The sequence below is a fragment of the Allohoeflea poritis genome (assembly GCF_027889715.1).
Taxonomy (GTDB): domain Bacteria; phylum Pseudomonadota; class Alphaproteobacteria; order Rhizobiales; family Rhizobiaceae; genus Hoeflea_A; species Hoeflea_A poritis.
In genome coordinates, this window is sequence record NZ_JAPJZH010000008.1 from 180,344 (window position 1) to 201,982 (window position 21,639).

Annotated in this window: 20 protein-coding genes; 13 read left to right on the plus strand and 7 right to left on the minus strand. The window is 62.2% G+C overall.

The annotated features are described in order from the left end of the window. Nucleotides 1–116: 116 nt before the first annotated feature. On the minus strand, nt 117–1,016 hold the full coding sequence (locus OOZ53_RS14465; protein WP_271090335.1) for a LysR substrate-binding domain-containing protein: 900 nt from the start codon (nt 1,014–1,016) through the stop codon (nt 117–119). 110 nt (nt 1,017–1,126) lie between these two features. Here OOZ53_RS14465 and OOZ53_RS14470 point away from each other — a divergent pair, with 110 nt between their 5' ends. The 11 genes from OOZ53_RS14470 (at nt 1,127) to OOZ53_RS14520 (ending at nt 12,594) form a co-directional block, all read left to right on the plus strand. Beyond that, entirely contained in the window at nt 1,127–2,755 is a 1,629-nt protein-coding gene (locus OOZ53_RS14470) for a GMC family oxidoreductase (protein WP_271090336.1), read from the plus strand. Nucleotides 2,756–2,760: 5 nt separating this feature from the next. After that, entirely contained in the window at nt 2,761–3,864 is a 1,104-nt protein-coding gene (locus OOZ53_RS14475; RefSeq protein WP_271090338.1) for a mandelate racemase/muconate lactonizing enzyme family protein, read from the plus strand. An 8-nt stretch (nt 3,865–3,872) separates the two neighbouring features. Beyond that, the gene (locus tag OOZ53_RS14480; protein WP_271090339.1) at nt 3,873–5,081 is read left to right on the plus strand and encodes a mandelate racemase/muconate lactonizing enzyme family protein; all 1,209 of its coding nucleotides are present in this window, start codon (nt 3,873–3,875) and stop codon (nt 5,079–5,081) included. Between the two features lie 31 nt (nt 5,082–5,112). Further along, a complete protein-coding gene (locus OOZ53_RS14485) occupies nt 5,113–6,069 on the plus strand; it encodes an NAD(P)-dependent oxidoreductase (RefSeq protein WP_271090340.1) in 957 nt (318 codons plus the stop codon). Nucleotides 6,070–6,162: 93 nt separating this feature from the next. Further along, nucleotides 6,163–7,026: a phosphodiesterase gene (locus OOZ53_RS14490; protein WP_271090341.1), complete on the plus strand. Its 864-nt coding sequence runs from the start codon at nt 6,163–6,165 to the stop codon at nt 7,024–7,026. A gap of 27 nt (nt 7,027–7,053) precedes the next feature. Further along, on the plus strand, nt 7,054–8,157 hold the full coding sequence (locus OOZ53_RS14495) for an imelysin family protein (protein ID WP_271090342.1): 1,104 nt from the start codon (nt 7,054–7,056) through the stop codon (nt 8,155–8,157). A gap of 2 nt (nt 8,158–8,159) precedes the next feature. Continuing rightward, nucleotides 8,160–9,260: a DUF1513 domain-containing protein gene (locus tag OOZ53_RS14500; protein WP_271090343.1), complete on the plus strand. Its 1,101-nt coding sequence runs from the start codon at nt 8,160–8,162 to the stop codon at nt 9,258–9,260. A 16-nt stretch (nt 9,261–9,276) separates the two neighbouring features. Then, complete coding sequence (locus tag OOZ53_RS14505; protein WP_271090344.1) at nt 9,277–10,692, plus strand: amidase; 1,416 nt, start codon at nt 9,277–9,279, stop codon at nt 10,690–10,692. A 120-nt stretch (nt 10,693–10,812) separates the two neighbouring features. After that, nucleotides 10,813–11,214, plus strand: a complete 402-nt coding sequence (locus OOZ53_RS14510; RefSeq protein WP_271090345.1) for a YcbK family protein — start codon at nt 10,813–10,815, stop codon at nt 11,212–11,214. Between the two features lie 145 nt (nt 11,215–11,359). Then, nucleotides 11,360–12,001 (plus strand): L,D-transpeptidase, encoded by a 642-nt coding sequence (locus OOZ53_RS14515; protein WP_271090346.1) that lies wholly within the window; start codon nt 11,360–11,362, stop codon nt 11,999–12,001. A gap of 47 nt (nt 12,002–12,048) precedes the next feature. Then, entirely contained in the window at nt 12,049–12,594 is a 546-nt protein-coding gene (locus tag OOZ53_RS14520; RefSeq protein ID WP_271090347.1) for an OmpA family protein, read from the plus strand. Nucleotides 12,595–12,613: 19 nt separating this feature from the next. On the opposite strand, the gene OOZ53_RS14525 is transcribed toward OOZ53_RS14520, so the two are convergent. From OOZ53_RS14525 to OOZ53_RS14540, 4 genes are read right to left on the minus strand one after another with little or no spacing between them, the layout of a single operon-like run. Next, the gene (locus OOZ53_RS14525; RefSeq protein ID WP_271090348.1) at nt 12,614–12,868 is read right to left on the minus strand and encodes an acyl carrier protein; all 255 of its coding nucleotides are present in this window, start codon (nt 12,866–12,868) and stop codon (nt 12,614–12,616) included. Between the two features lie 14 nt (nt 12,869–12,882). Next, entirely contained in the window at nt 12,883–14,001 is a 1,119-nt protein-coding gene (locus OOZ53_RS14530; RefSeq protein WP_271090349.1) for a 2-oxo acid dehydrogenase subunit E2, read from the minus strand. Nucleotides 14,002–14,008: 7 nt separating this feature from the next. Then, nucleotides 14,009–16,003 carry an alpha-ketoacid dehydrogenase subunit alpha/beta gene (locus tag OOZ53_RS14535; protein WP_271090350.1) on the minus strand — a complete coding sequence of 665 codons (1,995 nt, stop codon included), beginning with the start codon at nt 16,001–16,003 and terminating at the stop codon, nt 14,009–14,011. Then, nucleotides 15,993–16,931 carry a class I SAM-dependent methyltransferase gene (locus OOZ53_RS14540; protein WP_271090351.1) on the minus strand — a complete coding sequence of 313 codons (939 nt, stop codon included), beginning with the start codon at nt 16,929–16,931 and terminating at the stop codon, nt 15,993–15,995. The genes OOZ53_RS14535 and OOZ53_RS14540 overlap by 11 nt, the downstream gene beginning before the upstream one ends. 110 nt (nt 16,932–17,041) lie before the next feature. On the opposite strand from OOZ53_RS14540, the gene OOZ53_RS14545 reads away from it, so the two are divergent. Continuing rightward, entirely contained in the window at nt 17,042–18,094 is a 1,053-nt protein-coding gene (locus OOZ53_RS14545) for a GNAT family protein (protein ID WP_271090352.1), read from the plus strand. Between the two features lie 5 nt (nt 18,095–18,099). On the opposite strand, the gene OOZ53_RS14550 is transcribed toward OOZ53_RS14545, so the two are convergent. Beyond that, the gene (locus tag OOZ53_RS14550) at nt 18,100–19,461 is read right to left on the minus strand and encodes an aminotransferase family protein (RefSeq protein WP_271090353.1); all 1,362 of its coding nucleotides are present in this window, start codon (nt 19,459–19,461) and stop codon (nt 18,100–18,102) included. After that, on the minus strand, nt 19,458–20,243 hold the full coding sequence (locus OOZ53_RS14555) for an SDR family NAD(P)-dependent oxidoreductase (RefSeq protein ID WP_271090354.1): 786 nt from the start codon (nt 20,241–20,243) through the stop codon (nt 19,458–19,460). Before OOZ53_RS14555 ends, OOZ53_RS14550 begins: the two co-directional genes overlap by 4 nt. 285 nt (nt 20,244–20,528) lie before the next feature. On the opposite strand from OOZ53_RS14555, the gene OOZ53_RS14560 reads away from it, so the two are divergent. After that, nucleotides 20,529–21,614: a polyamine ABC transporter substrate-binding protein gene (locus OOZ53_RS14560; protein WP_425499150.1), complete on the plus strand. Its 1,086-nt coding sequence runs from the start codon at nt 20,529–20,531 to the stop codon at nt 21,612–21,614. Nucleotides 21,615–21,639: the final 25 nt, after the last annotated feature.

A 21,639-nucleotide genomic window follows, 5' to 3' on the forward strand; every position in this document is an offset into this window, starting at 1 on the left:
ATCTCCTTGATGTGTGGCCGAGACGGCGCCGCCCGAATTGTTCATCCTTGATCTAACCTATCGTGCCGCCTGCGCGGTGGCAAAGAAATAAGCGCATGATCGCCGCTGTCCTGCCGTCAGCGGCAGCTTTCCAGCAGCCAGTCGGTAAACAGCAGAACTTCCGGCGCGTGCTGGCTGCCCGGCCGGCGCAGCACGTAGTGCGCCTGCTCGTTCGGCAGGCGCGCCTCCACGGGCTGGACGAGACGGCCGGACTCCAGATAGGGCTCGGCAAAGGCGTCCAGCACCAGCACCGCGCCGAGCCCGGCCGCCGCATATTCAAGCGCCACGAGAGAGGTGTCGGATTTGACGCCGGATTTCGGTTTCAGCATCTCCAGCCCGTACTGCCGCATCAGGTCGTTCCACATACCCTCACAGCCCATGATTTCAATGAGGCTACCGGAACACAGTTCGGCAAGACCGGCATCGGCGCCGAGACGGTCGGCATAGTGCGGACTGCATACGACGATCGACGATTCATCGCTGATTTTCTCGGCGAAGCCGCCCTTGCCGGGCTGGTCGGCCCAGGTGCCGTCGCCATAGCGAATGTCGATATCGACCGATTCATGATTGAGGCCGTCGCCCCAGATGGTCGTGCACAATTGCAGCTCAATGCCGGGATACGCGCTGCGGAACTCCGGCAGTTTCGGAACGAGCACCAGCGTGGCGTAGGAGATCGGCACCCGGATGCGCAAGGTCTTGTCGCCGAGCGAGCCGAAAATGCCCATCGTGGCGAGCGAGAGCTCCTCGAAGGCCTTTCGCACGGCCGGCACATAGGCGGCCCCCATATCGGTCAGGCGCACGCCACGCGGCAAGCGCTCGAACAGGCCAAACCCCAGACGCTTTTCCAGCGATCTGATCTGGTGGCTGATGGCAGCCGACGTCATATTGAGCTCACTCGCCGCGGCCGCAAAGCTGGAATGCCGCGCAGCGGCCTCGAAAGCCCGCAGCCATGCAACGGGCGGAAGTTGGTAACTCATACGGATTGCTCCCGCATCAACAAATATTCTTGGGCCTTTGACCGATAAAGCTTCGTTTGATTATAGTCATATCACCATCAAGACTGGCGCGAAATCAAGACGGTACCGCCATGTCCACCCAGGAATTCGATTTCATCATTGTCGGCGCGGGATCGGCCGGATGCGTCCTGGCCGAACGCCTGACGCGTGACGGTCGCCATACCGTCCTGCTCGTCGAGGCCGGCGGCTCGGACCGTAAGATGCGAATCCGCGTCCCGATCGGCTACGGGTTCACCTTCATGGACCGGTCCGTCAACTGGTGTTACGGCACCGAGCCGGACCCGGAGCTCGGCGGCCGCACAGCCTATTGGCCGCGCGGCAAGGTCATCGGCGGCTCCAGCTCCATCAACGCCATGGTCTATATCCGCGGACTGCCGCATGATTTCGACGATTGGGCCGAAAGCGGCGCCAATGGCTGGGACTGGCAAAGCGTGCGCCCGGTCTTCGAACGCACGGAGACAAAGGCTCGGCGCAAAAACGGCCGGCTGCAAACCAACGGCAACGGCCCGCTTTGGGTAACCGACGAAGCCGATCAGGCACACCCGGTGACCCGGCACTTTCTCGAGGCGGCACGAGAAGCCGGTTGGCCGACAACCGCCGATATCAACGGCCCTGAGCGCGAAGGTCTCGGCATCTTCCACAACACGACACGCAAGGGCTGGCGGTGTTCTTCGGCGGATGCCTTCCTGCGCCCGGCCCTGCGGCGTGGAAACCTCAAAGTCACATCCGATGCCCATGTGGAACGGATTCTTTTCGACGGACGCCGCGCCGTCGGCATAAGCTACCGCGTGGGCGAGCGCCTCGAGCAGGCCCGCGCGCGCCGCGAGGTCATCGTCAGCAGCGGTGCGGTCAATTCGCCCAAGCTTCTGCAGCATTCCGGTGTCGGACCCGCCGATTTGCTGTCCGGTCATGGAATTGATGTCCACACGGACCTGCCGGAAGTCGGCGGCGGCCTGCAGGACCACCTGGCGGTCAACTATTACTACCGCTCGACCGTGCCCACCCTCAACAATCAGCTCCAGCCCTGGCGCAGTCGCGTCTTTGCGGCGCTGCAATATGCCCTGACACGCCGTGGCATGCTGAGCCTCGGGATCAATCAGTGCGGCGGCTTCATCCGCTCGGCGCCGGACCGGACGCGCCCCGACATGCAGATCTACTGCAACCCGGCGACCTATTCGACGGGCGACGGCACAAAACCGCAGATCGATTCGGAACCCGGCTTCCTACTGTCTTTTCAGCAGTGTCGGCCAACCAGCCGCGGCCGCATCGATATCGCATCGAACGACCCGGCCGAGCCGCCGAAGATAAAGCCCAACTCGCTGACCACCAATGAGGACCGCGACGCTGTGATCCGCGGCGCACGGCTGCTGAGGCAGCTTGTCGATACGCCAACGATGAAACAGTTGATCCGGGCGCCGAAGCAACCCGATCCGGCGAGCCTGAGCGATGAAGAGGTGTTGGAAGATTTCAAGGCCCGCGCCTCAACGGTCTACCATGCGACCTGCACCTGCCGTATGGGCACGAGCGCCGAAAACTCCGTACTCGACGCCCGTCTGCGCGTGCACGGAATCGAGCGCTTGCGGGTTGTCGACGCTTCGGCCTTTCCGAATGTGACATCCGGCAATACAAATGCGCCGACCATCATGCTTGCCCAGAAGGGCGCGGACATGATCCTGGAAGACACGCAAGAGGCAGGCTGAACGGGATGAAGATCAAGCGCCTCGAAACCTTCAGCAACGAATATGTCGGTTTCGTCCGCCTGACGGCCGAAGACGGTTCCAGCGGCTGGGGACAAGTCTCGACCTACAATGCCGACATAACGGCACAGGTGTTCCACCGGCAGGTCGCGCCCTGGGCGCTTGGAGAAGACGCCCTGCATATCGATGCGCTCATGGACCGCATCGTCGAAAAAGAACACAAGTTCCCCGGCTCCTATCTGCGCCGCGCCATGGCCGGCCTCGACACGGCCATCTGGGACCTTCGCGGCAAGCAACAACAAAAGCCTGTCTGCGAATTGCTGGGCGGCAGCCCTGGTTGGCTGCGCTGCTACGCCTCAAGCATGCGCCGGGATATCGAACCGCACGCTGAGGCCAGACGCCTGCAGGAATTGCGCGACCGTCAAGGCTATGACGCCTTCAAATTCCGCATCGCCAGCGAATGCGGCCGCGACCGTGACGAGTGGCCGGGCCGCACCGAGGAGATCGTTCCGGCAGTCCGGTCGACCCTTGGCGACAATGCGACCCTGCTTGTCGACGCCAACAGCGGCTACAGTGCGCAAAAGGCAATCGAGGTTGGCCGCATGCTGGAGGACAATGGCGTTGTCCACCTGGAAGAGCCTTGCCCCTATTGGGACCTCGATGCGACGAAACAGGTCAGCGACGCACTATCGCTGGATGTGACCGGCGGCGAGCAGGATTGCGATCTCGTAATCTGGCGCCAGATGATCGCCATGCGCGCGGTCGATGTCATCCAACCCGACATCTGCTATATCGGCGGCATTGCGCGGGCACTCCGGGTCGCCAGGATGGCAGCCGATGCCGGCCTGCCCTGCACGCCCCATTCGGCCAATCTTTCGATGGTCACGCTCTTCACCATGCACCTCCTGCGCGCCATACCGAATGCCGGCCCCTATCTGGAATTCTCCATCGAGGGCGCGGATTATTATCCATGGCAGCAGGAGCTCTTTGTCGGTGATCCGTTCGCTGTCACCGATGGCGGCGTAACCGTGTCAGACGCGCCCGGCTGGGGCGTCGAGATCAATCCGCAATGGCTCGAAAGAGCCCATTACCAGGTCAGCGAAACCGGCTAGGACGCATCATGAAACTGCAATCCATCGAAACCTTCGTTGTCGGCAACCCGCCCCCGTCCCGCGGCGGACGCTACTTCATCTTCGTTCAGCTCCACACTGCCTGCGGCATTGTCGGGGTCGGCGAGATCTACAACGCCACGTTCAGCCCGCACCTGGTCGCCGACATGGCGACGGACATGTTCGCGCGCATATTCGAGGGCAGCGATCCGCATCATATCGAGCGGCTGTGGCGCAACGCCTATGGCGCCGGCTATACGTTGCGCCCCGATGTCACCGTCATGGGCGTATTGAGCGCCCTGGAAATGGCCTGTTGGGACATTGTCGGCAAGGCGGCAGGCAAGCCCGTCTACGAATTGATGGGCGGCCGGGTGCATGAGCGGTTGCGCAGCTACACCTATCTCTACCCGCCCGGCGACGAGCATGTGTATCCGGACCCGGATGCGCCGAATGTCTACAACGATCCGGATATTGCCGCGCAGATCGCTCTTGATCTCGTCGACCAGGGCTTTACCGCCGTGAAGTTCGACCCGGCCGGACCTTACACGGTCTATGACGGGCACCAGCCGAGCCTCGAGGATCTTGAACGCTCTGAGCTGTTCTGCAAGCGCATCCGCGAAGCCGTCGGCACACGTGCCGATCTTTTGTTCGGCACGCACGGCCAGTTCACCGTCTCCGGTGCCAAGCGCATGGCGCGGCGGCTGGAACCTTACGAGCCGCTCTGGTTCGAGGAGCCGACACCGCCGGAGATGCCGGAACAGATGGCAGAGGTCGCCCGGGCCACTTCCATCCCGATCGCAACCGGCGAGCGGCTGTGCACCAAGTATGAATTCGCCCGCGTGCTCGATACCGGCGCTGCCTCCATCCTGCAGATGGATCTCGGGCGCGTCGGCGGCTTGCTCGAAGCCAAGAAAATAGCGGCAATGGCCGAAACCCGTTACGCCCAGATCGCGCCGCATCTTTATTGCGGCCCTGTTGTCGGCGCCGCCAATATCCAGTTCGCCGCATGCATCCCTAATTTCCTCGTTCTGGAGAGCATCCTGAAATGGGAGGGCTTTCATGCCGACTTGCTGAAAACGCCGATCCGCTGGGAAGACGGCTACGTCATACCGTCGGATGCGCCCGGTCTCGGCGTCGAGCTGAATACGGATGTCGCGCGCGCCCATCCCTATGAGGGCGAGGAACTCCACCTGACGATGGAAACGCGGCCGCTTCGCTAGGAATTCGCACATCGCGACACGGGAGGAACACATGAAAGTCGGCTTTATCGGTCTCGGAAACGTTGGCGGCAAGCTGGCCGGCAGCCTGTTGCGCAACGGTTTCGACCTGACGGTACGCGATCTCGACAAATCAATCGCTGAACCCTTCCTGGAAAAAGGTGCCCATTGGGCCGACAGCCCGAAAAAGGTGGCCGAAGACTGCGATGTCATAATCACCTGCCTGCCGAGCCCGACAGCTTCGGCCGCCGTGATGGAAGACGAGGATGGGATTCTCGCCGGCCTTGCGCACGGCAAGATCTGGGCGGAGATGTCGACGACCGACGAGGCCGAGGTCCGCCGGCTGGGGGAACGCGTGTCGGCCGCCGGCTCCGAACCTGTCGATTGTCCCGTATCGGGCGGCTGTCACCGCGCCGCGACGGGCAACATCGCCATCTTTGCCGGCTGCGAGCGCAAGACCTTCGAGCGCATGCTGCCAGTCCTGAAGGCGATGGGCCGGCGCATCCTCCATACCGGCCCGCTGGGTTCGGCCTCCGTCCTGAAGGTGGTGACCAATTTTCTTGCCACCGCCAATCTCGTCACGCTGTGCGAGGCGCTGGTGACATCCAGGGCCGCCGGCATGGATCTCAACACCGCCTATGAGGCGATCCGCATTTCGTCCGGCAACTCCTTCGTCCACGAGACCGAAAGCCAGGTGATCCTCAACGGCTCACGCGATATCAATTTCACCATGGACCTCGTGTCGAAGGATATCGGCCTGTTCCAGCAGGTTGCCGACCGCGCAGGCGTTCCTCTCGAAATGAACCCGGTCATAATCGACATCTTCAAGGATGGCGAAAAGCGTTTCGGATCACGCGAATATTCACCGAATATCATCAAACGGCTTGAGGAAGCGACGGGACTCGAAATCCTGGCACCGGGCTTTCCCGCCGAGATGATCGACGACGAGCCCGAAGAGCCCGGTTACGAGATCGTGCCTAAAAGGACTTAGCCGTCTCAGACTTCGAATTTCATACAAAATGCGTGGACCTTGAATGCCCGCTGGTTCACTATGGCGCGGGGTTTCTTGTTGAAGGTGCCGAACGTGCTGAAATTCATCCATCTGACGGATATTCACCTGATCAGCGGCGGCCGCCGCCTTTACGGCGTGTCGCCCGAGCGCCGGCTTCACGCGGCCATAGACAGCATTTTGGAAGAACATGGCGACGCCGATTTTGTCGTCTTTACCGGCGATCAGGCCCATTGGGGCGACGATGCCAGCTACGGCGTTCTGTCCGATGCAATCGGCCGCCTCGACATGCCGGTGAAGGTGCTGATGGGCAATCATGATCATCGCGATGTGCTGCTGAAGGTTGTCCCGGGCGTTGAGGCCGATGCCAATGGCTTTGTCCAGTCGGCGCTGGACACGGAAGCCGGCCGCTGTCTGTTTCTCGACACCAAGAAGGACACGGCGACGGATGCGGGTGAATACTGCGAGACCCGCCGCGCCTGGCTGCGCGAGCGGCTTGAGGAAAGCGACGAGCCGGCGATGATCTTCATGCATCATCCGCCGCTGAAACTCGGCCTGAAGGGCATGGATGTCATCGATCTGCTGGACTCGGACGCCTTCTTCGACGTGCTTGAGCCGCATATCGGAAAGATACGGCATATTTTCTTCGGGCACGTGCATCGGCCGGTATCCGGCAATTGGCGCGGCATCGGGTTCACCTGTATTCGCGGGCTGAACCATCAGCTTGCGCTCGACCTGCGCGCACCGCAAACCAGCGTGCCGGGCAATTTCGAGCCGCCCGTCTATGGTGTCGTGCTGGCGGACCGTGACCAGATCGTCGCGCATCTGCATGAATTCATGGACCGTTCGCCGCGGTTCGAGCTGGTGACACCAGACGGCCAGGACGGTAAGGAATACAGCCTGAACATGCGGCATGGCGACTGGGACCGCATGACCTGATCGGATATCCAGAACGCGGCCGGAACAATGAGTTTGTTGGTTTCAATTCGCAGCCTGGCCCCGACTATCGCGGCGGGAATTCTACTTTGGTGCGTTTGCGCAGGGCCGGTATCGGCCGCGGAGAACACGCCGGTTTCAGCTGTACACAAGGCAATAACCGGCTTTGTTCTTCCGGCGCACGAGACCCTCAGCCAACAAGCCAGCGCCTTGAAGGAACAAATCGGCCGGCTTTGCATGACCCCGTCGTCGGACGCACTGGACGACGTTCGGGCTACTTTCGGCGATACGGTTGTGGCGATGGCCGCGGTCAATATCGTGCGCATCGGACCGGTCCTTGAGAACAACCGGCTTGAAAAGCTCTTCTTCTGGCCCGACCGGCGCGGCATCGGACTGCGTCAGATCCAGGCGATCATCGCCAAACAGGATCCGACCGCAACCGACCCCGCGCGCCTTGCCGGCAAGAGTGTCGCGGTCCAGGGGCTGACGGCGCTGGAATTTGTCCTTTACGGCGATGGCGCGGAAACGCTGGCGCAAATCCCGGACGGATACCGTTGCCGCCTGGCGCTGGCGATCTCGACAAATATTGACGGAATTGCCGGAGATTTGTTGACCGCGTGGAAAGCGTCCGAGGGGTTTGCATATGCGTGGCAGCATCCGGGACCGGACAATGCCGCCTTTCGCGATGAGAAGGAGGCGCTGAGCGCGCTGGTCAGCCTGTTCTCCAACGGAATGGAATATTACGATACGATTGAACTCGGATCATTCCTGGGCGTGACGCCGGAGCGCGACCGGCCGCGCCGCGCGCTGTTTCGCCGCTCGGGCAATACGCTGCGCTTTCTTCAGGCCGGCTTGAAGAACTTCCGGCAATTCTATGAGAAATCGGAATTGGCTTCGCAACTTCCCGACGGCTCCGCCTGGATCGACGACGCGATCGTTTTCGGCTTTCGCCACGGCATCGCCGGCATCGAATCGCTGAGCGGCACGGCGGCGGAGCTGATCGAAGACCCGCAACAGCGCTCCAGGCTTGTTTTCGTTCGCACGGTGGTTCGCGGCCTCGGCGAGAATTTCGGCATCGACATGACCGCCGCGCTCGATCTGACGGCCAATTTCTCCAGCCTCGACGGAGACTGATCTTGGCTGCGCGGCATCTGGACAGGCGCGCCTTTCTGTCGGCATCCGGCACCGCGTTCGCCGCCGCGCTACTGCCTGCGCGTGCCGAGGCGCTCGTCCGCACCGACGCGGTGTTCGCATCGGCCTATGTCGATCGGTCCGGCGGTTATGGCGCGGCGCTCCTGACCGAAAGCGGAGACATCGTCGCCGAAATCCCCTTGCCCTCAAGAGGCCACGACATCACATGTCACAGCCCGAGCCGCCGTGCGGTCGTATTCGCACGGCGCCCCGGAACCATTGCCGTCACCTTCGATGCTGACGGAAAGTCCGCGCCTGGAACCATTGTCGCCACGGCCGGTCGGCACTTCTATGGGCATGGCGTTTTCAGCCGCGACGGCAGCCGGCTCTATGCCAGCGAAAATGATTTCGAAAACGCCGCCGGCGTTGTCGGGATATACGATGCGGATGACGGCTACCGAAGGATCGGTGAGATATCCTCCGGCGGCATCGGGCCGCACGACATGCTCCTCCTCGGCGATGGCCGCACGCTGGTCATCGCCAATGGCGGCCTCGAGACCCACCCGGATTTCGGGCGCACGAAACTCAACCTTGCGACCATGCAGCCATCGCTCTGTTTCATCGATCGCCGTGACGGTACGCTGATCGAGCGACTGTCCCTGCCGGCGACGCTGCATCGGCTTTCGATCCGCCATCTCGCCGGCGACGGCGCCGGGGGCGTCTATTTCGCCTGCCAGTATGAAGGAGCCGGGCACCGCCGTCCGCCGCTGTGCGGCCACGCCAAACCCGGCCGGGAACTGCGGCTTTTCGATTTGCCTGAAGATCATCTGATGGGCCTGAAGAATTACATCGGCTCGATCGCCGCCAACAATGATGCCGGCACCGTGGCGGTCACCTCACCGCGCGGCAACAGCCTCCTCGTGCTCGACGGCGCAACCGGCAATGTCCTGTCACACCGCCGAATTGCCAATGTCTGCGGCATCAGCGACAACGGATCGGGCTACCTTGCGTCCACCGGCAACGGTCTGCTTGCAAATGGCCGGCAACGCATACCCGGCTCGGATACGCACCTTTGGGACAATCACCTGGTCAGGATCGCCGGATAGCGCAAAAGGATCGCAAATGACCGACCGCAACGAACTGATCGGCCTCAGCGCCAGCGCCATGGTAGCGCTTCTCGACCGGGGCGCCATCTCACCGGCCGACGCACTTGAAGCGCTCGAAGCGCGGATCGCCAGGGTCGATCCGCTGATCAACGCGCTGCCGACCCTGTGTTTCGACCGCGCCCATGACAATGCGCGGCAGTTGCAGGAAAAACCCGTTCAAGAGCGCGGGCTTCTTCGCGGCCTGCCAGTTCCGATCAAGGACCTCACCCAGGTGGCCGGCGTGCGCACGACCTCCGGCTCGCTCCTGTTCAAGGATCACGTATCGGAGGCAACCGGCCTGCCCGCCCGCGTCCTTGAAGAAAACGGTGCGGTCGTCTACGCCAAATCAAACACACCGGAATTCGGCACCGGTGGCCATACGCACAACAAGGTCTTCGGCATCACCCTAAATCCGCGCGACCGGTCCCGCTCCGCGGGTGGATCGTCCGGCGGCGCGGCGGCGGCGCTGGCAACCGGCATGGCCTGGATCGCCCACGGCTCGGACATGGCCGGCTCGCTGCGCACCCCGGCAAGCTTTTGCGGCGTGGCAAGCCTGCGCCCCTCGCCCGGGCTGATCGCCTCCGACCAGCCCCAGCTGCCGTTTCAGGTGCTCGGGCAGGAAGGGCCGATGGCACGCAGTGTCGAGGACGTCGCCCTGATGACGGACGCCATGAGCGGATTGTCCGCCGAGGCAGGTTTGTCGAAACCGGCTCCCGCTACTTCCTTTCTCAGCGCCGCACGCCAACCGAAACGCCCGCTGCGCGTTGCGGTCAGTCCGGATCTCGGCGTGACGGAAATAGATGACGAAGTCCGCGATGCCTTCAACACGGCAATCGGCGCTCTGGAAAGCGCGGGCCTGCAGCTCGAAGAAAGCCATCCGGATTTCTCCGATGCCGTGGAGGCCTTCACCGTTCAGCGCGCAATATTCTACGCAATCAAGCTCGGCGACGCACTCGCCACGGCCGGCCATCTGTTCAACCCGCAGGTCGTGTGGAACATCGAAAAGGGTCTCAAGACCGATGCGGCCTCGATCCGCAGCGCCATGGCGGCGCAGGGCCGGCTTTTCGGCAAGGCATCGGCATTCATGCACGATCATGACCTGCTGATCTGCCCTGCGACGATCATGCCACCCTTCCAGGCCGAAGAAACCCATCCGGGCTCGTCCGCCGGTGTGCCGGTCAGCGAATATTACGACTGGCTGAAAATCGTCTATGTGGTTTCGGCCGCGACCCTGCCGGTCATAACCGTCCCATGCGGTTTCACGGCAAACGGCCTGCCGCTCGCAATCCAGCTCATCGGCCGCCCGCACGGCGAATACGAGCTGTTCCGGCACGCCCGCTACATCGAGGAAATCCTCGGTTGGGACACAGCGCCCATCGATCCGGTCGCGTGACGGGATTTCTTAACGCGACCGGACCGCTAGAGGTTAATCCTTAACCATATCCTTCATGACAATTTTAAGGGATGGCCGTCATCCTTGGAGCACGTTCAGTATGTTCCTCGGTGCGGTGCTATGCGCAAGACAGTCTTTTCGATTCTGATCGTGGCTCTGGCCAGCCTGCCGCTTTCCGGCTGCGCCAACCTCTTCGGCATCGGCTCCTATTCGTCGAAGGTAAACTACAACGACACCAAATGGTGCGTGCCGCGCAAGCTCAAGCGTGTGCTCAACCGCGTCTCACGGCGCTACGGTACCGTCACTGTCCATTCGACCAAGCGCTGGTGGTTCGAGAACTGGCGCAAGGGCGGCGCCCGCAACTCCTACCACCTGAACTGCCAGGCGGTCGATTTCTCCGTACGTGGCGATCCCAAATCGGTCATCGCCTTTCTTCGCGCCCAGCGCGAGGTCGGCGGCTACAGCTATTATGCCCGCACCGGCCACTATCACATCGACACCGGCCCGCGGCGCACCTGGTAGGCCGGATCGGGCGCAGCGTAGTCGGCCAACCGTGGCCGGCTGTTGACCAAAAACGTCTTTTACGCATTAAATAGCCTCCATGTGACGAACGGCCGCACCGGGCGGGATGCGGCATGCCGGCAACGACCGGCGCATGGAGGATCAAATGGAAAGGCGTAGCCTATTGAAGGGCGCCGTGGCGACAGCGGCCGGTTTGAGCGTACCCTTTATCTGGACCGGCGGCGCGCAGGCGCAGCAATCGAAATATTTCAAGGGCGCAACCAACGACGGCGCTCACACCTATCCGAACACCAACTTCAAGTCGATCGACCCGCGCTGGCACCGACAGATGGTGAAGTACTTCTCCGACGAGCCGCAGGGCACGGTCGTTGTCGATACCCGCAACCACTATCTTTACTGGATCTGGGAAAACAACACGGCGATGCGCTACGGCGTCGGCGTCGGGCGCGAGGGTTTCCAGTGGTTCGGGCGCGCCAATGTCGCCCGAAAGGCGCGCTGGCCACGCTGGGTCCCGCCCGCGGAGATGAAGAAGCGTCAGCCCGAACTGCCCGATTCAATGGAAGGCGGCCCGAGAAATCCGCTAGGCGCGCGTGCGCTTTATCTGCATGGCAAGGGCGGCGGCGACACGGGCTATCGTCTGCATGGCACCGCCGAGCCCTGGTCGATCGGTTCGAACGTCTCGTCGGGCTGCATCCGCATGTTCAACGAAGATGTCATCGATCTCTACCGGCGCGCGCCGGTCGGCACGGCGGTTCTCGTCCTGGAGCACATTTCCGACAGGGCATGAGTTGAAGAAGCGCGCGACGGGGAGCGCGCAATACGGGGGAAAAGAGTATGAAGAGTATTCTCCATCTGGTGGCGATCATCGCGCTGCTTCTGTCCGGTGTGGCGCTTTCGGGCTGCAACGCGGCGCGCGCGCTGGGCGATCCCAATTCCGGGCAGACGGACGACGCCGCCGTCGGCTTCGCCAGCATCAAGTCCGGCAGCGAGGAAAACTTCATCATGACCGCCGGCCGGCGGGTCTACTTCACGTCCGGCTCAGCCGAACTGGACGATGTGGCGCGCGAGACGCTGGACCTTCAGGCCGCCTGGCTCAACAGCCACCGCAACTGGCTGGTCAAGCTGCAGGGCTTCTCCGACGATCCGGGCTCCGGCGAGGCGAACATCAAGCTGTCCGACCGGCGCGCCAAGGCCGTCATGGACTATCTTGCTTCAAAGGGCGTCAGCCCGCAGCGCATGTGGGCCAAGGGCTACGGCAAGGAACGGCTGGTCCGCAACTGTCCGGAGATTTCCTGCAAGGCGCAGAACCGGCGTGTCGTCGTCAATCTGCGTGAGGAGTTCGACGCCGCGGCACCGCAATATCGGGGCAACCAGAGCTAAAGCGTGTCTGGAGCGGCTTTCAGCCGTTTTTCGTCACATAACCGGCGATCAGATTAATCGTGCCGAAATTCTCGATGGTCAGGTCATCGTCGGGAATGGATATTCCGTAGGTCTGCTCCAGCCACATGATCAGTTCCATGGTGGCTGCCGAATCCAGAATGTCGAGCTGCGGGATGAAATCATCGTCGCCGAGACCGTCCGCCTTGTTGCCGAGCGATTCCGCGAGCGCGGTGATCTTGTCGCGGATTTGCTGTCGTGCCGTATCCGGGTCCATGGGTTCATATGTTCCTATTTTGAAGTGATTTCTTTGTCGTCCGGCGACGTCAGGTGGTTGAGCGCCTGGAAGGCGGCGGCTCCGTCGAGCACCCGGTGATCATAGGTCGCGCCGAGGATCGAACGGCCATCTTGCGGCGCGCTGTGCGCGACCATCAGCGAAACGAAGGGCGGCAGGATCGGCATGTGCCGCAGCACCGGCCAGCGCGCCATGCTGGAGATCGCGATCGTCGCGCCTTTCATATCTGCCGGCTGCAGCTTGCCGCGCATCGCCGAACGGTGGAGGCCGGCAAAGGCATCGACGAATTCCCTGGCATTCATGCCATCCGCCTCGTGGATGACCGGAAGGAACAGCTTTCCGCCGATATGGACGGTAAAGCCGAGATTGACGCGGTCATAGACGAATTTGCGGCCGTTATGGACCGTGCTGTTGAGATCCGGATTATCCGATGCGTGCCGGACAAGCTGATAGGCCATCAGCGGCACCAGCGGACTGCTCAACAGTCCGTGCCGGTCCCGGAACCCCTGAGCAAAGGCCTGCCAGTCGGCCTCGTCATAGGCGGCTTCAAGATAGGTGGCGGCAGCTTCATGAGCGTGCCATGAAACAGAATGGAGCATCGCCGCCTCATAGGCGCTGAATTCCGTGCTCTTCCCGCCGGCATCCGGCGCTCCGAATTGCGGAGCGGGGGGCCTTTCCGGTTCGGCAGGCGGCGCGTTCCCGGAAAGGAAGGCTTCGACATCCGATACTTTCAGGCGGGCGCCGGCGGCGGGAATGTCAACGGCGGAAAGCCCGTGTTTGCCGATCAGAGCCAGCGCGCCGGCCGTCGGCCGGTCGGTGCCGGCTTGTCCATCCACGGATTGCGGCGCAGGATCATTCTGCGGCACGGTCTCATCCGGCGTTTCGCCAAGCCAAAGAAGCACGGCGCCGACATCGAGCATTTGGCCCTGCGTGCCCGAAGTTTCGATAACGAATCCGTCCTCTTCCGCTTCCACGACGACCGTCGCTTTTTCGGACTCGACTTCCGCCACCGCCTGACCGGATTTCACTGCCTCGCCCGGCGAAACCAGAAAGGCGATGAGCTTGACCTCGTCGTCATTGTTGTTGATGCGCGGCACGTGGATCGGACGGGGCATGGCGGGCTCAGAACATTTCCAGGATTTCAGCAATCAGCCGGTCGCGGTCCGGCAGGACCTGCTCTTCCAGCGAGCGTGCCGACGGGATCGGCACCGGGGGCGGGCCGACGCGCAGGATATGGCCGTCAAAGCCGGCTTCGGCAAGGCTTGCCGCGATCTCCGCGCCGACCCCGAATTCCGTCGGAGATTCCTCGGCAAGGACGATGCGCGGCCGGTCCGACAGCGCCGCGATCAGCGTGTTGCGCGGCAGCGGTGCGATCAGCGAAGGAAGAATGATCTCGACCGAGAGTTCCTCCTCGCGCTCCAGCTCTTCCGCGACCACTTCGACCAGGGGCGCCATACCGCCATAGGCAATAATCGTGATGTCGGGTTCGTCCCTGCCATTTTGGAGCGTTGGAAAGAGGCCTGCCGCCGGATCGGAGGCGTGCGCCGCCAGCGCTTTGTAGCCATCCGGTTCGTTCGGTCGGCTATAGAGCAGCTTGTGCTCGAAAAAGACCGTCGGATGGTCCCAGTTCAGCACGGCGTTCTCCAGAAGCCCGCCCGCATCGTGCCGGTGGCTGCCATAGATCACGGTCAGGCCCGGCACGGAGGCGCAAAGGCTCTCCGGCGTCTGGCTGTGGGTCGCGCCATAGCCGCGTCCGCCGCCGCAGGCCGCGCGGATCACCAGCGGCACCGTCACCTCATCGAAGAGCGGCGGGAACTTGACCGCGTGATTGTAGATCTGGTCCATGCCGAGGCTCAGGAAATCGGCAAACATGATCTCCACAATCGGCCGCTTGCCTGCCATGGCAAGACCGATCCCGGCGCCGACAATGCCGGCCTCGCTGATCGGGGTCGACAGGACACGGTCGGGATAGGCTGTTGTCAGACGCTCCGAGACCTTGAACGCGCCGCCATAGGGATCGTGCAGATCCTCGCCGAGCAGGATAACCTCGGGACTTTGCTCGAGCATACGGTGTAGCGCCGCGTTGAGCGCCTGACGCACCGTTCCGCCAACTTGCACGGTCTTTGCCTGAACCGGCTGATTGGGACCAAACGGGTGCAGCGGCACTTCGTCGAACTGCGCCGGCGGCGACTGCATCGCCTCATCGACGGCCGCTTTCAGAAAGTCGGCGTTGCTTTTCTCGATCGCCTGCCGCTCGGCATCCGGCAGGCGTTCTCCCAGCCGTGTCAGAGGATCGCGGGCCCGGATCGCGTCCATTTCCTCGCTGCCGCGCAGATCATCGCCCTTGCTGTGCGGCCCGAGCCGCATCGTGTCAATGACAAGGAAGCCGGGTGAACCCGTTTTCCTGACGGCGTCCACCGCCGCTTCGGCCCGCTCGAAAAAATCCGGTGCATCGTCGCTGACGCGCCATGTTTGAATCCCGAAAGCCTCGCCTCGCGCGGTCAGCGATCCGGCTGTCGTCATGTCGGTGGGCGTGGTCTGCGCGATGCTGTTGTTTTCGACCACGAAAAGCACCGGGACATCCCAGACACCCGCCAGGTTGAGCGATTCATAGACAAGCCCCTGCCCCAGCGTGCCGTCTCCGATGATCACCGCGACAATACCGCCGGCGCCATCCTGTTTTCGGGCCAGGGCCTCGCCCACCGCAATGGCCGTCATGCCGCCCTGAACGCCGCTGCTGTGAAAACCACGGTATGCCAGGTGCTGGCTGCCGCCATGTCCGCCGCACACGCCCGCCTCACGTCCCATGATTTCCGCGAAGAGACCCGCGAAATCGCCACTATAGGTGAGAAAATGCCCGTGATTGCGATGGTTTGAGAATATGGCGTCCCTGTCATGGTTGAGCGCCCGCACGACACCCATCTGGCAAAGTTCCTGGCCGAGGCAGGTATGGGTCGTGCCGGAAAGCTGGCCCTTGCTGAAAAGATCGAGCAGCGTTTCCTCGGAGCCGCGTATCAGATGTCCGAAGCCGTAGAGCGCCGCAGGGTCAAGCGGCAATTCCGGTTTCGACCTGCCGTCGAACCCGGGCCGCGTCTCAGCCGTCGGTTCAGATACCATGTCCGACCACCATGGCGGTCACTTCGGGCGGATTGTCATCGCCCGCCCGGCTCGGATGCCGCACCGTCAGATGCGCATGCACCGAAAGCCCGCCATCCTCCACCAGCCGCAGCAGTTCTTCCTCGCTGCGAAACAGGAAGATATGGTCGGGCTGCGGCGCATTGATCGCGCCGGTCAGGAAGGCGAGCCCGCCCGGTTCGAGACTGTCCCGGATCCGGCCGACCAGAGCCTTCGGGTCCGGCACATGCTCAAGAAGCTCCCCGCAGATAATGCGGCTTGCCTTTGGCAGATCCGGTGCGGCCAGAACGTCTTCAAGTCGCGTTTCGACCCGGGCGCCCGCCCCGCTGGCTCCGAGGACAGCCTTGCTGAAATCGAGGCTCTGCGGGCTGAGATCGATCAACAGGGATGGGCTGTTCGTCCACCGGCCAAGCGCCTCGACGCTGAGCAGTCCGTGGCCCGGCCCCCATTCCATGACGAGGCCTTGCGGATCATGTGGTGGCGCCAGGAATGCGTCCCGGTAAAACCGCAGCAATTGGTAGTGATGCGGCCACAGGAAATAGGTGCAGTAGAGCCCGACGAGATAATAGCCCTCCATAACGTCCGGATTGCTGTAGAAATCGTCCTTAAGCGACTGAAGTTCCTCGACACCTGCCGAGTATTGCCCGGTCTGCTTAAAGGCCACTTCCTCGCGCAGGATAGTGCTGCCGAGGCGCTGGAAGCCGCGCACGGCCCAGCTCGGAAACGCATTCTCCGGGAACGCTTTTTTCAGCAAATCGAGGCTGCGCTCGAAGTCGGCAAGATAGCCGTCGCCATAGTCCGCGCGCAGACCCTCGACAGCCGAGGCCGACGCGCCGAAAAGCGTCTTGTTCAGGCCATCCTGGAGCGCCGATACCAGCGGATACGAACCGGTCTTCAGGTCGTGCTTCATGTCGCGTGCAATCGATCCGTTTGCTGGTTCGGGATTGGTTGGACGGGATATCATTCCCTCTGTAAAACGCAAAATAGGCGAATTGGTTTGAAACCGAAAGGCATAATCGGATGGTCGAAATTCGAACTTATGACGGCGACGGAAGCGACTTTGCCGAACTGTGTCTGCGCATACGCAAGCAGGAGGGCGAAGAGGAAAAATGGTCGCCGCTGTGGGATGCCGCCTATCTGCGCCGCCAGATCGAGGCTCCGGCCGCCGACCGTGAATTGATGGTGGGCGCCTATGACGGCGAACGCCTTATCGGCTCCTTCTTTGCCGTTCCCTACATGTTCGATGTGCGCGGCGAGACGTTGGCCGGAACCTTCTCGACCTGCCTCATGATCGATCCCGCCTTTCGAGGGCTGACGCCCTATGTGATCGAGAAACTGCGGCGGCGCCACCGCGACAATGGCTACGCTTTCTCGCTTGGCTTCGTCATGGGTGGCCCGAATTCCGGTCCCCATCAATGCTGGACGGGCTACGCGAAGGCCTATCCGAAGAATTTCCAGTTCATAACGGATGCCGGCTACTGGATCCGGGCCTTCGATCCGTCCGTGCTCGACGAAGCCGGTCGCGCCGAACAGGCCCGCGCAAACGCTGAACTTGGCGCGCGGCTGCAAAGCGGCGCCGATGCAGCGCCTGCCGGTATCGGGGTCAGGGCCTGTCGCCACGACGATCTCGGTGACTGTCTGGAACTGCTGAAAGCACAAAACGCACGGGCGGACTGGTCGATCCGCTGGGACCGCGACAGTCTGGGCCAATACCTGATCGGATCGGGCAAGACGGATGCGCTGGTCGCCGAGCGCAACGGTTCCGTCGCCGGCGTGATCGGCCTGCACTGGCTCTCCGTGTGGAACGAAAGGGAAATACGCGGTGTCGTCATTGACATGCTGGCTGCCGGGGACGATCTGATCCGGCGCCACTTGCTTCAGGAGGCCTGCACACGGGCGCGGCAGGAAGGCGCGCAGGTCGCGACGGCACTGCGGTCGTCCATGTTCCGCGCACGCACCGTCATTCCGTCCGGCTTCCTGCCGGCGCCCGATCCCGGACGCCTGGTCGTATTGTTTGCCGATGAATCCATCGAAGCGTCAGCCTCCGACAGCTTCGAGCTGATGCTGCGCTGACGTGATCAGATCCAGTTCGGAACTCTTGAAAGAATTCGCTTAAGGCCTGAAAAAGCCTCATCAAAATGCGAGTCCTCGAGAATGAAGGGCGGCAGCATCAGGATCCGGCTGCCGGCGATATGCACCCATAGGCCACGCGCGAAACAGGCCTTGGCCACCATATCCATGGCTTCGGCGTCAAGCTGCTCGCGTCCGGCCGGATCGCGCACCAGATCGATCGCGAAGAGCATGCCGATGCCGCGCACATTGTCGACGACCTGCAGTTCCTTCAGTTCCTGGAGCCGCTCGAGAAACGCTTCACCCCGTGCCGCCGCATCGGCAATCAGATTGTCCCGCGTCAATATGTCGATGGCCGCGAGACCGGCCGCGCAGGCACCCGGATGGCCGGCATTGGTCGAGCCGTGGTTGAACCGCATGGCGTCCGTATCGGAAAGAAAAGCCTCCCAGATCTCATCGGTGGCAACCGCCGCGCCCAGCGGGAAATAGCCTCCGCTGATCGCCTTGCCTAGGCACATGACATCGGGATCGAGATTGAACCGTTCCGAGGCGAACAGCGTCCCGGTGCGGCCGAAGCCCGTCGTCACCTCGTCGACCACCAGCTTGATGTCGTGGCGCTTGCAGGTCTCACTGATGATGTCGAAATAGGCCTGCCCCGGCACGATGGCGCCGCCCATGCCCTGCACCGGTTCGAGGATGAACATGGCGACCGTTTCAGGGCCTTCGGCGACAATGGCCTTTTCGAGCTGTTCGGCGCAGGCAATTTCGAAGGCTTCCCGCTCCGCCTCGGTCTGGCTGTCGCGATTAAACGGCTGCGCGATCTTCACGAAACCCGCCGGCATCGGCCCGAAGCCCTGCTGGTCGTCCGCAAATCCGGACGCCGCCAGTGCGCCGTAGGAAACGCCGTGATAGGCGTTCTCCAGCGAGATCACCTTGTATTTCCCCGAGCCCTTCCGGTGGAAGTACTGGCGCACCATCTTGATGGCCGATTCCACCGACTCCGAACCGTTGGAAGTCAGAAAGACGCGGTTGAGGCGCTTCGGCGCGATCTCCGCTACCTTGCGGGCAAGATCGATCGCCGGTCGGTGCGCCGTGCGGAACAACGCCGCGAAACTCAGTTCGTTGAGCTGCTTGTGAACCGCCTCGATGATGTCCTGTCGGCCAAGGCCGAGCGGCGCATTCCACAGGCATGATGTCAGGTTCAGATAGCGCTTGTCGTTCTGGTCGTAGAGATACGGTCCCTCGCCACGTTCCACGACAATGTTCTGCGCGCCGAGAATCTTCTGCATCTGGCTGAACGGATGCCACAGGTGATAGTCCTCGCCGGCAGGGGCTTCCTGTTCGACGCTCTGCTGTTCGGATAGGCTCATGACTGCTGTTTCTCCGATGACACCATGGGAAGCGGAATGGTCCGGGTCCAGCCGAGCGGCAGTGTGCTGCCGGTGATCCAGCCGGCATCGCTGGAGGCCAGGAAGGCAACCGCGTTGGCGATGTCGTGGCGCGAGCCGGTGCCGAGCGGATGGCAGGCATTCACCTGGTCCCAGGCTTCCTGCGTGAAGTCTTTTGCGAAATCATGCAGCATCGGCGTATGGGCGAGCGCCGGCGCGATGCACACCGCGCGGATCTTCTTCGGCGCGACTTCCAGCGCCAGCGAATTGGTCAGCGCGATCACCGCCGCCTTGCTGGCACCGTAGGCCGCGTTCCCCGCGCAGGCATTTTCGGCCAGCACCGAAGCGATATTGACGATCACACCGCCCGGCGACGTCATATGCGGCAACGCGGCGCGCGAAACACGGACCGTGCCTTTTACATTGACGTCGAAGGTAAAATCCCACTGTTCGTCGGTCAGATCCTCGAACAGGCCGAAACAGCTGACCCCGGCACAATTGACAACCGTGTCGATGCGGCCGAATTCCGAGACGGTCTCCGCAACCATGTTGTTGACGAAACCCGCATCCGTAATGTCGCCTTCATGCCAGCGAACCGATGCGCCGCGCCGCTCGAGCCGGCCGAGCAGACGTGACGGAGCGACCCGGTCCGTCAGCACCAGCGTTGCGCCCTCCTCGGCAAATTTTTCGGCAATGGCACCGCCGAAGCCGCGATCATTTGCGCCAGTCACCAGTACGATTGAATTCTCGAAACGTTGCGACATGACAGACTGGCACCCCCACCTTGTTCATCGCTGTTCGGATTGGCCGACAAACCGGCATAGTAGCGACGTAGACACCAGCCGGAAACGCCTTTTTTCATCATTCATTCGTTTGCCCGTCAAAGGTGCGCGGCCGCGCCCTGCCGCCCATTTTTTCTCGACGCAGCGACGGCTGATGTGCAATCTAACGGCAAAACATCCGGTTTGCGGGCCAGCCGTGGATTACCCCCGGCGCATGCCCCCGCGAAACCGGGCAATTGGGCAGCAGACTGACAGCAGGGAACCACGATGAAACTGATAAGATTTGCTCTCGCATTTTCTCTGACATTGTCCGCCGGTATGGCGATGGCCGAGGAAGTGCGTGTCTATAACTGGTCCGACTATATCGACGAGGAACTCCTGAAGAAGTTCGAAGACGAGACGGGCGTCAAGCTGATCTACGACGTCTTCGATTCCAACGATGTGCTTGAAACCAAGCTGTTGGCCGGCAGCTCCGGCTATGATGTCGTGGTGCCCTCGGCCAGCTTCCTGCAGCGCCAGATACAGGCCGGCGTCTTCCAGCCGCTTGACCAGGAGAAACTTCCGAACAGCAAGAACCTGTGGGATCTGATCAAGCAGCGCACCGCACCCTACGACCCCGACAATGCCTATTCGGTCAACTACATGTGGGGCACCACCGGCATCGGCGTCAATGTCGACAAGGTCAGGGAAGCGCTCGGCGACGATGCGCCCATCGACTCGCTGGAGCTCGTCTTCAACCCGAAATACATGGAAAAACTCGCCGCCTGCGGCGTCCATTTCCTCGATGCCTCGGCGGAGATGATCCCGGCCGCACTCACCTATATCGGCGAAGATCCCAAAACGCAGGACACCGATATCATCGCCAAGACGGAACCTGTTCTGATGGCGGTGCGGCCCTATGTGACCAAGTTCCACAGCTCCGAATACATCAATGCGCTGGCCAATGGCGACATCTGCGTCGCATTCGGCTATTCGGGCGACATATTGCAGGCGCGCGACCGCGCCGACGAGGCCGAAAACGGCGTCACCATCGCATACAACGCGCCGAAGGAAGGCGCCGTGATGTGGTTTGACCAGATGGCGATCCCTGCCGATGCGCCCAATCCGGACGCCGCGCACAAGTTCCTCAACTTCATGATGGATCCCGAAAACATGGCCGCCGCCTCGAACTATGTCTATTACGCGAACGGCAATCTGGCCTCACAGGAATTCCTGGAAGAGGACGTCATCACCGATACGGCGATCTACCCGAACGAAGAGACGCTGAAGTCGCTCTATACGACGATCGCCTGGGTCCCGCGCACCCAGCGATACGTGACGCGGCTCTGGACCAAGATCAAGTCCGGCACCTGACCGGATTTTCGCCGGAAGGACGCGT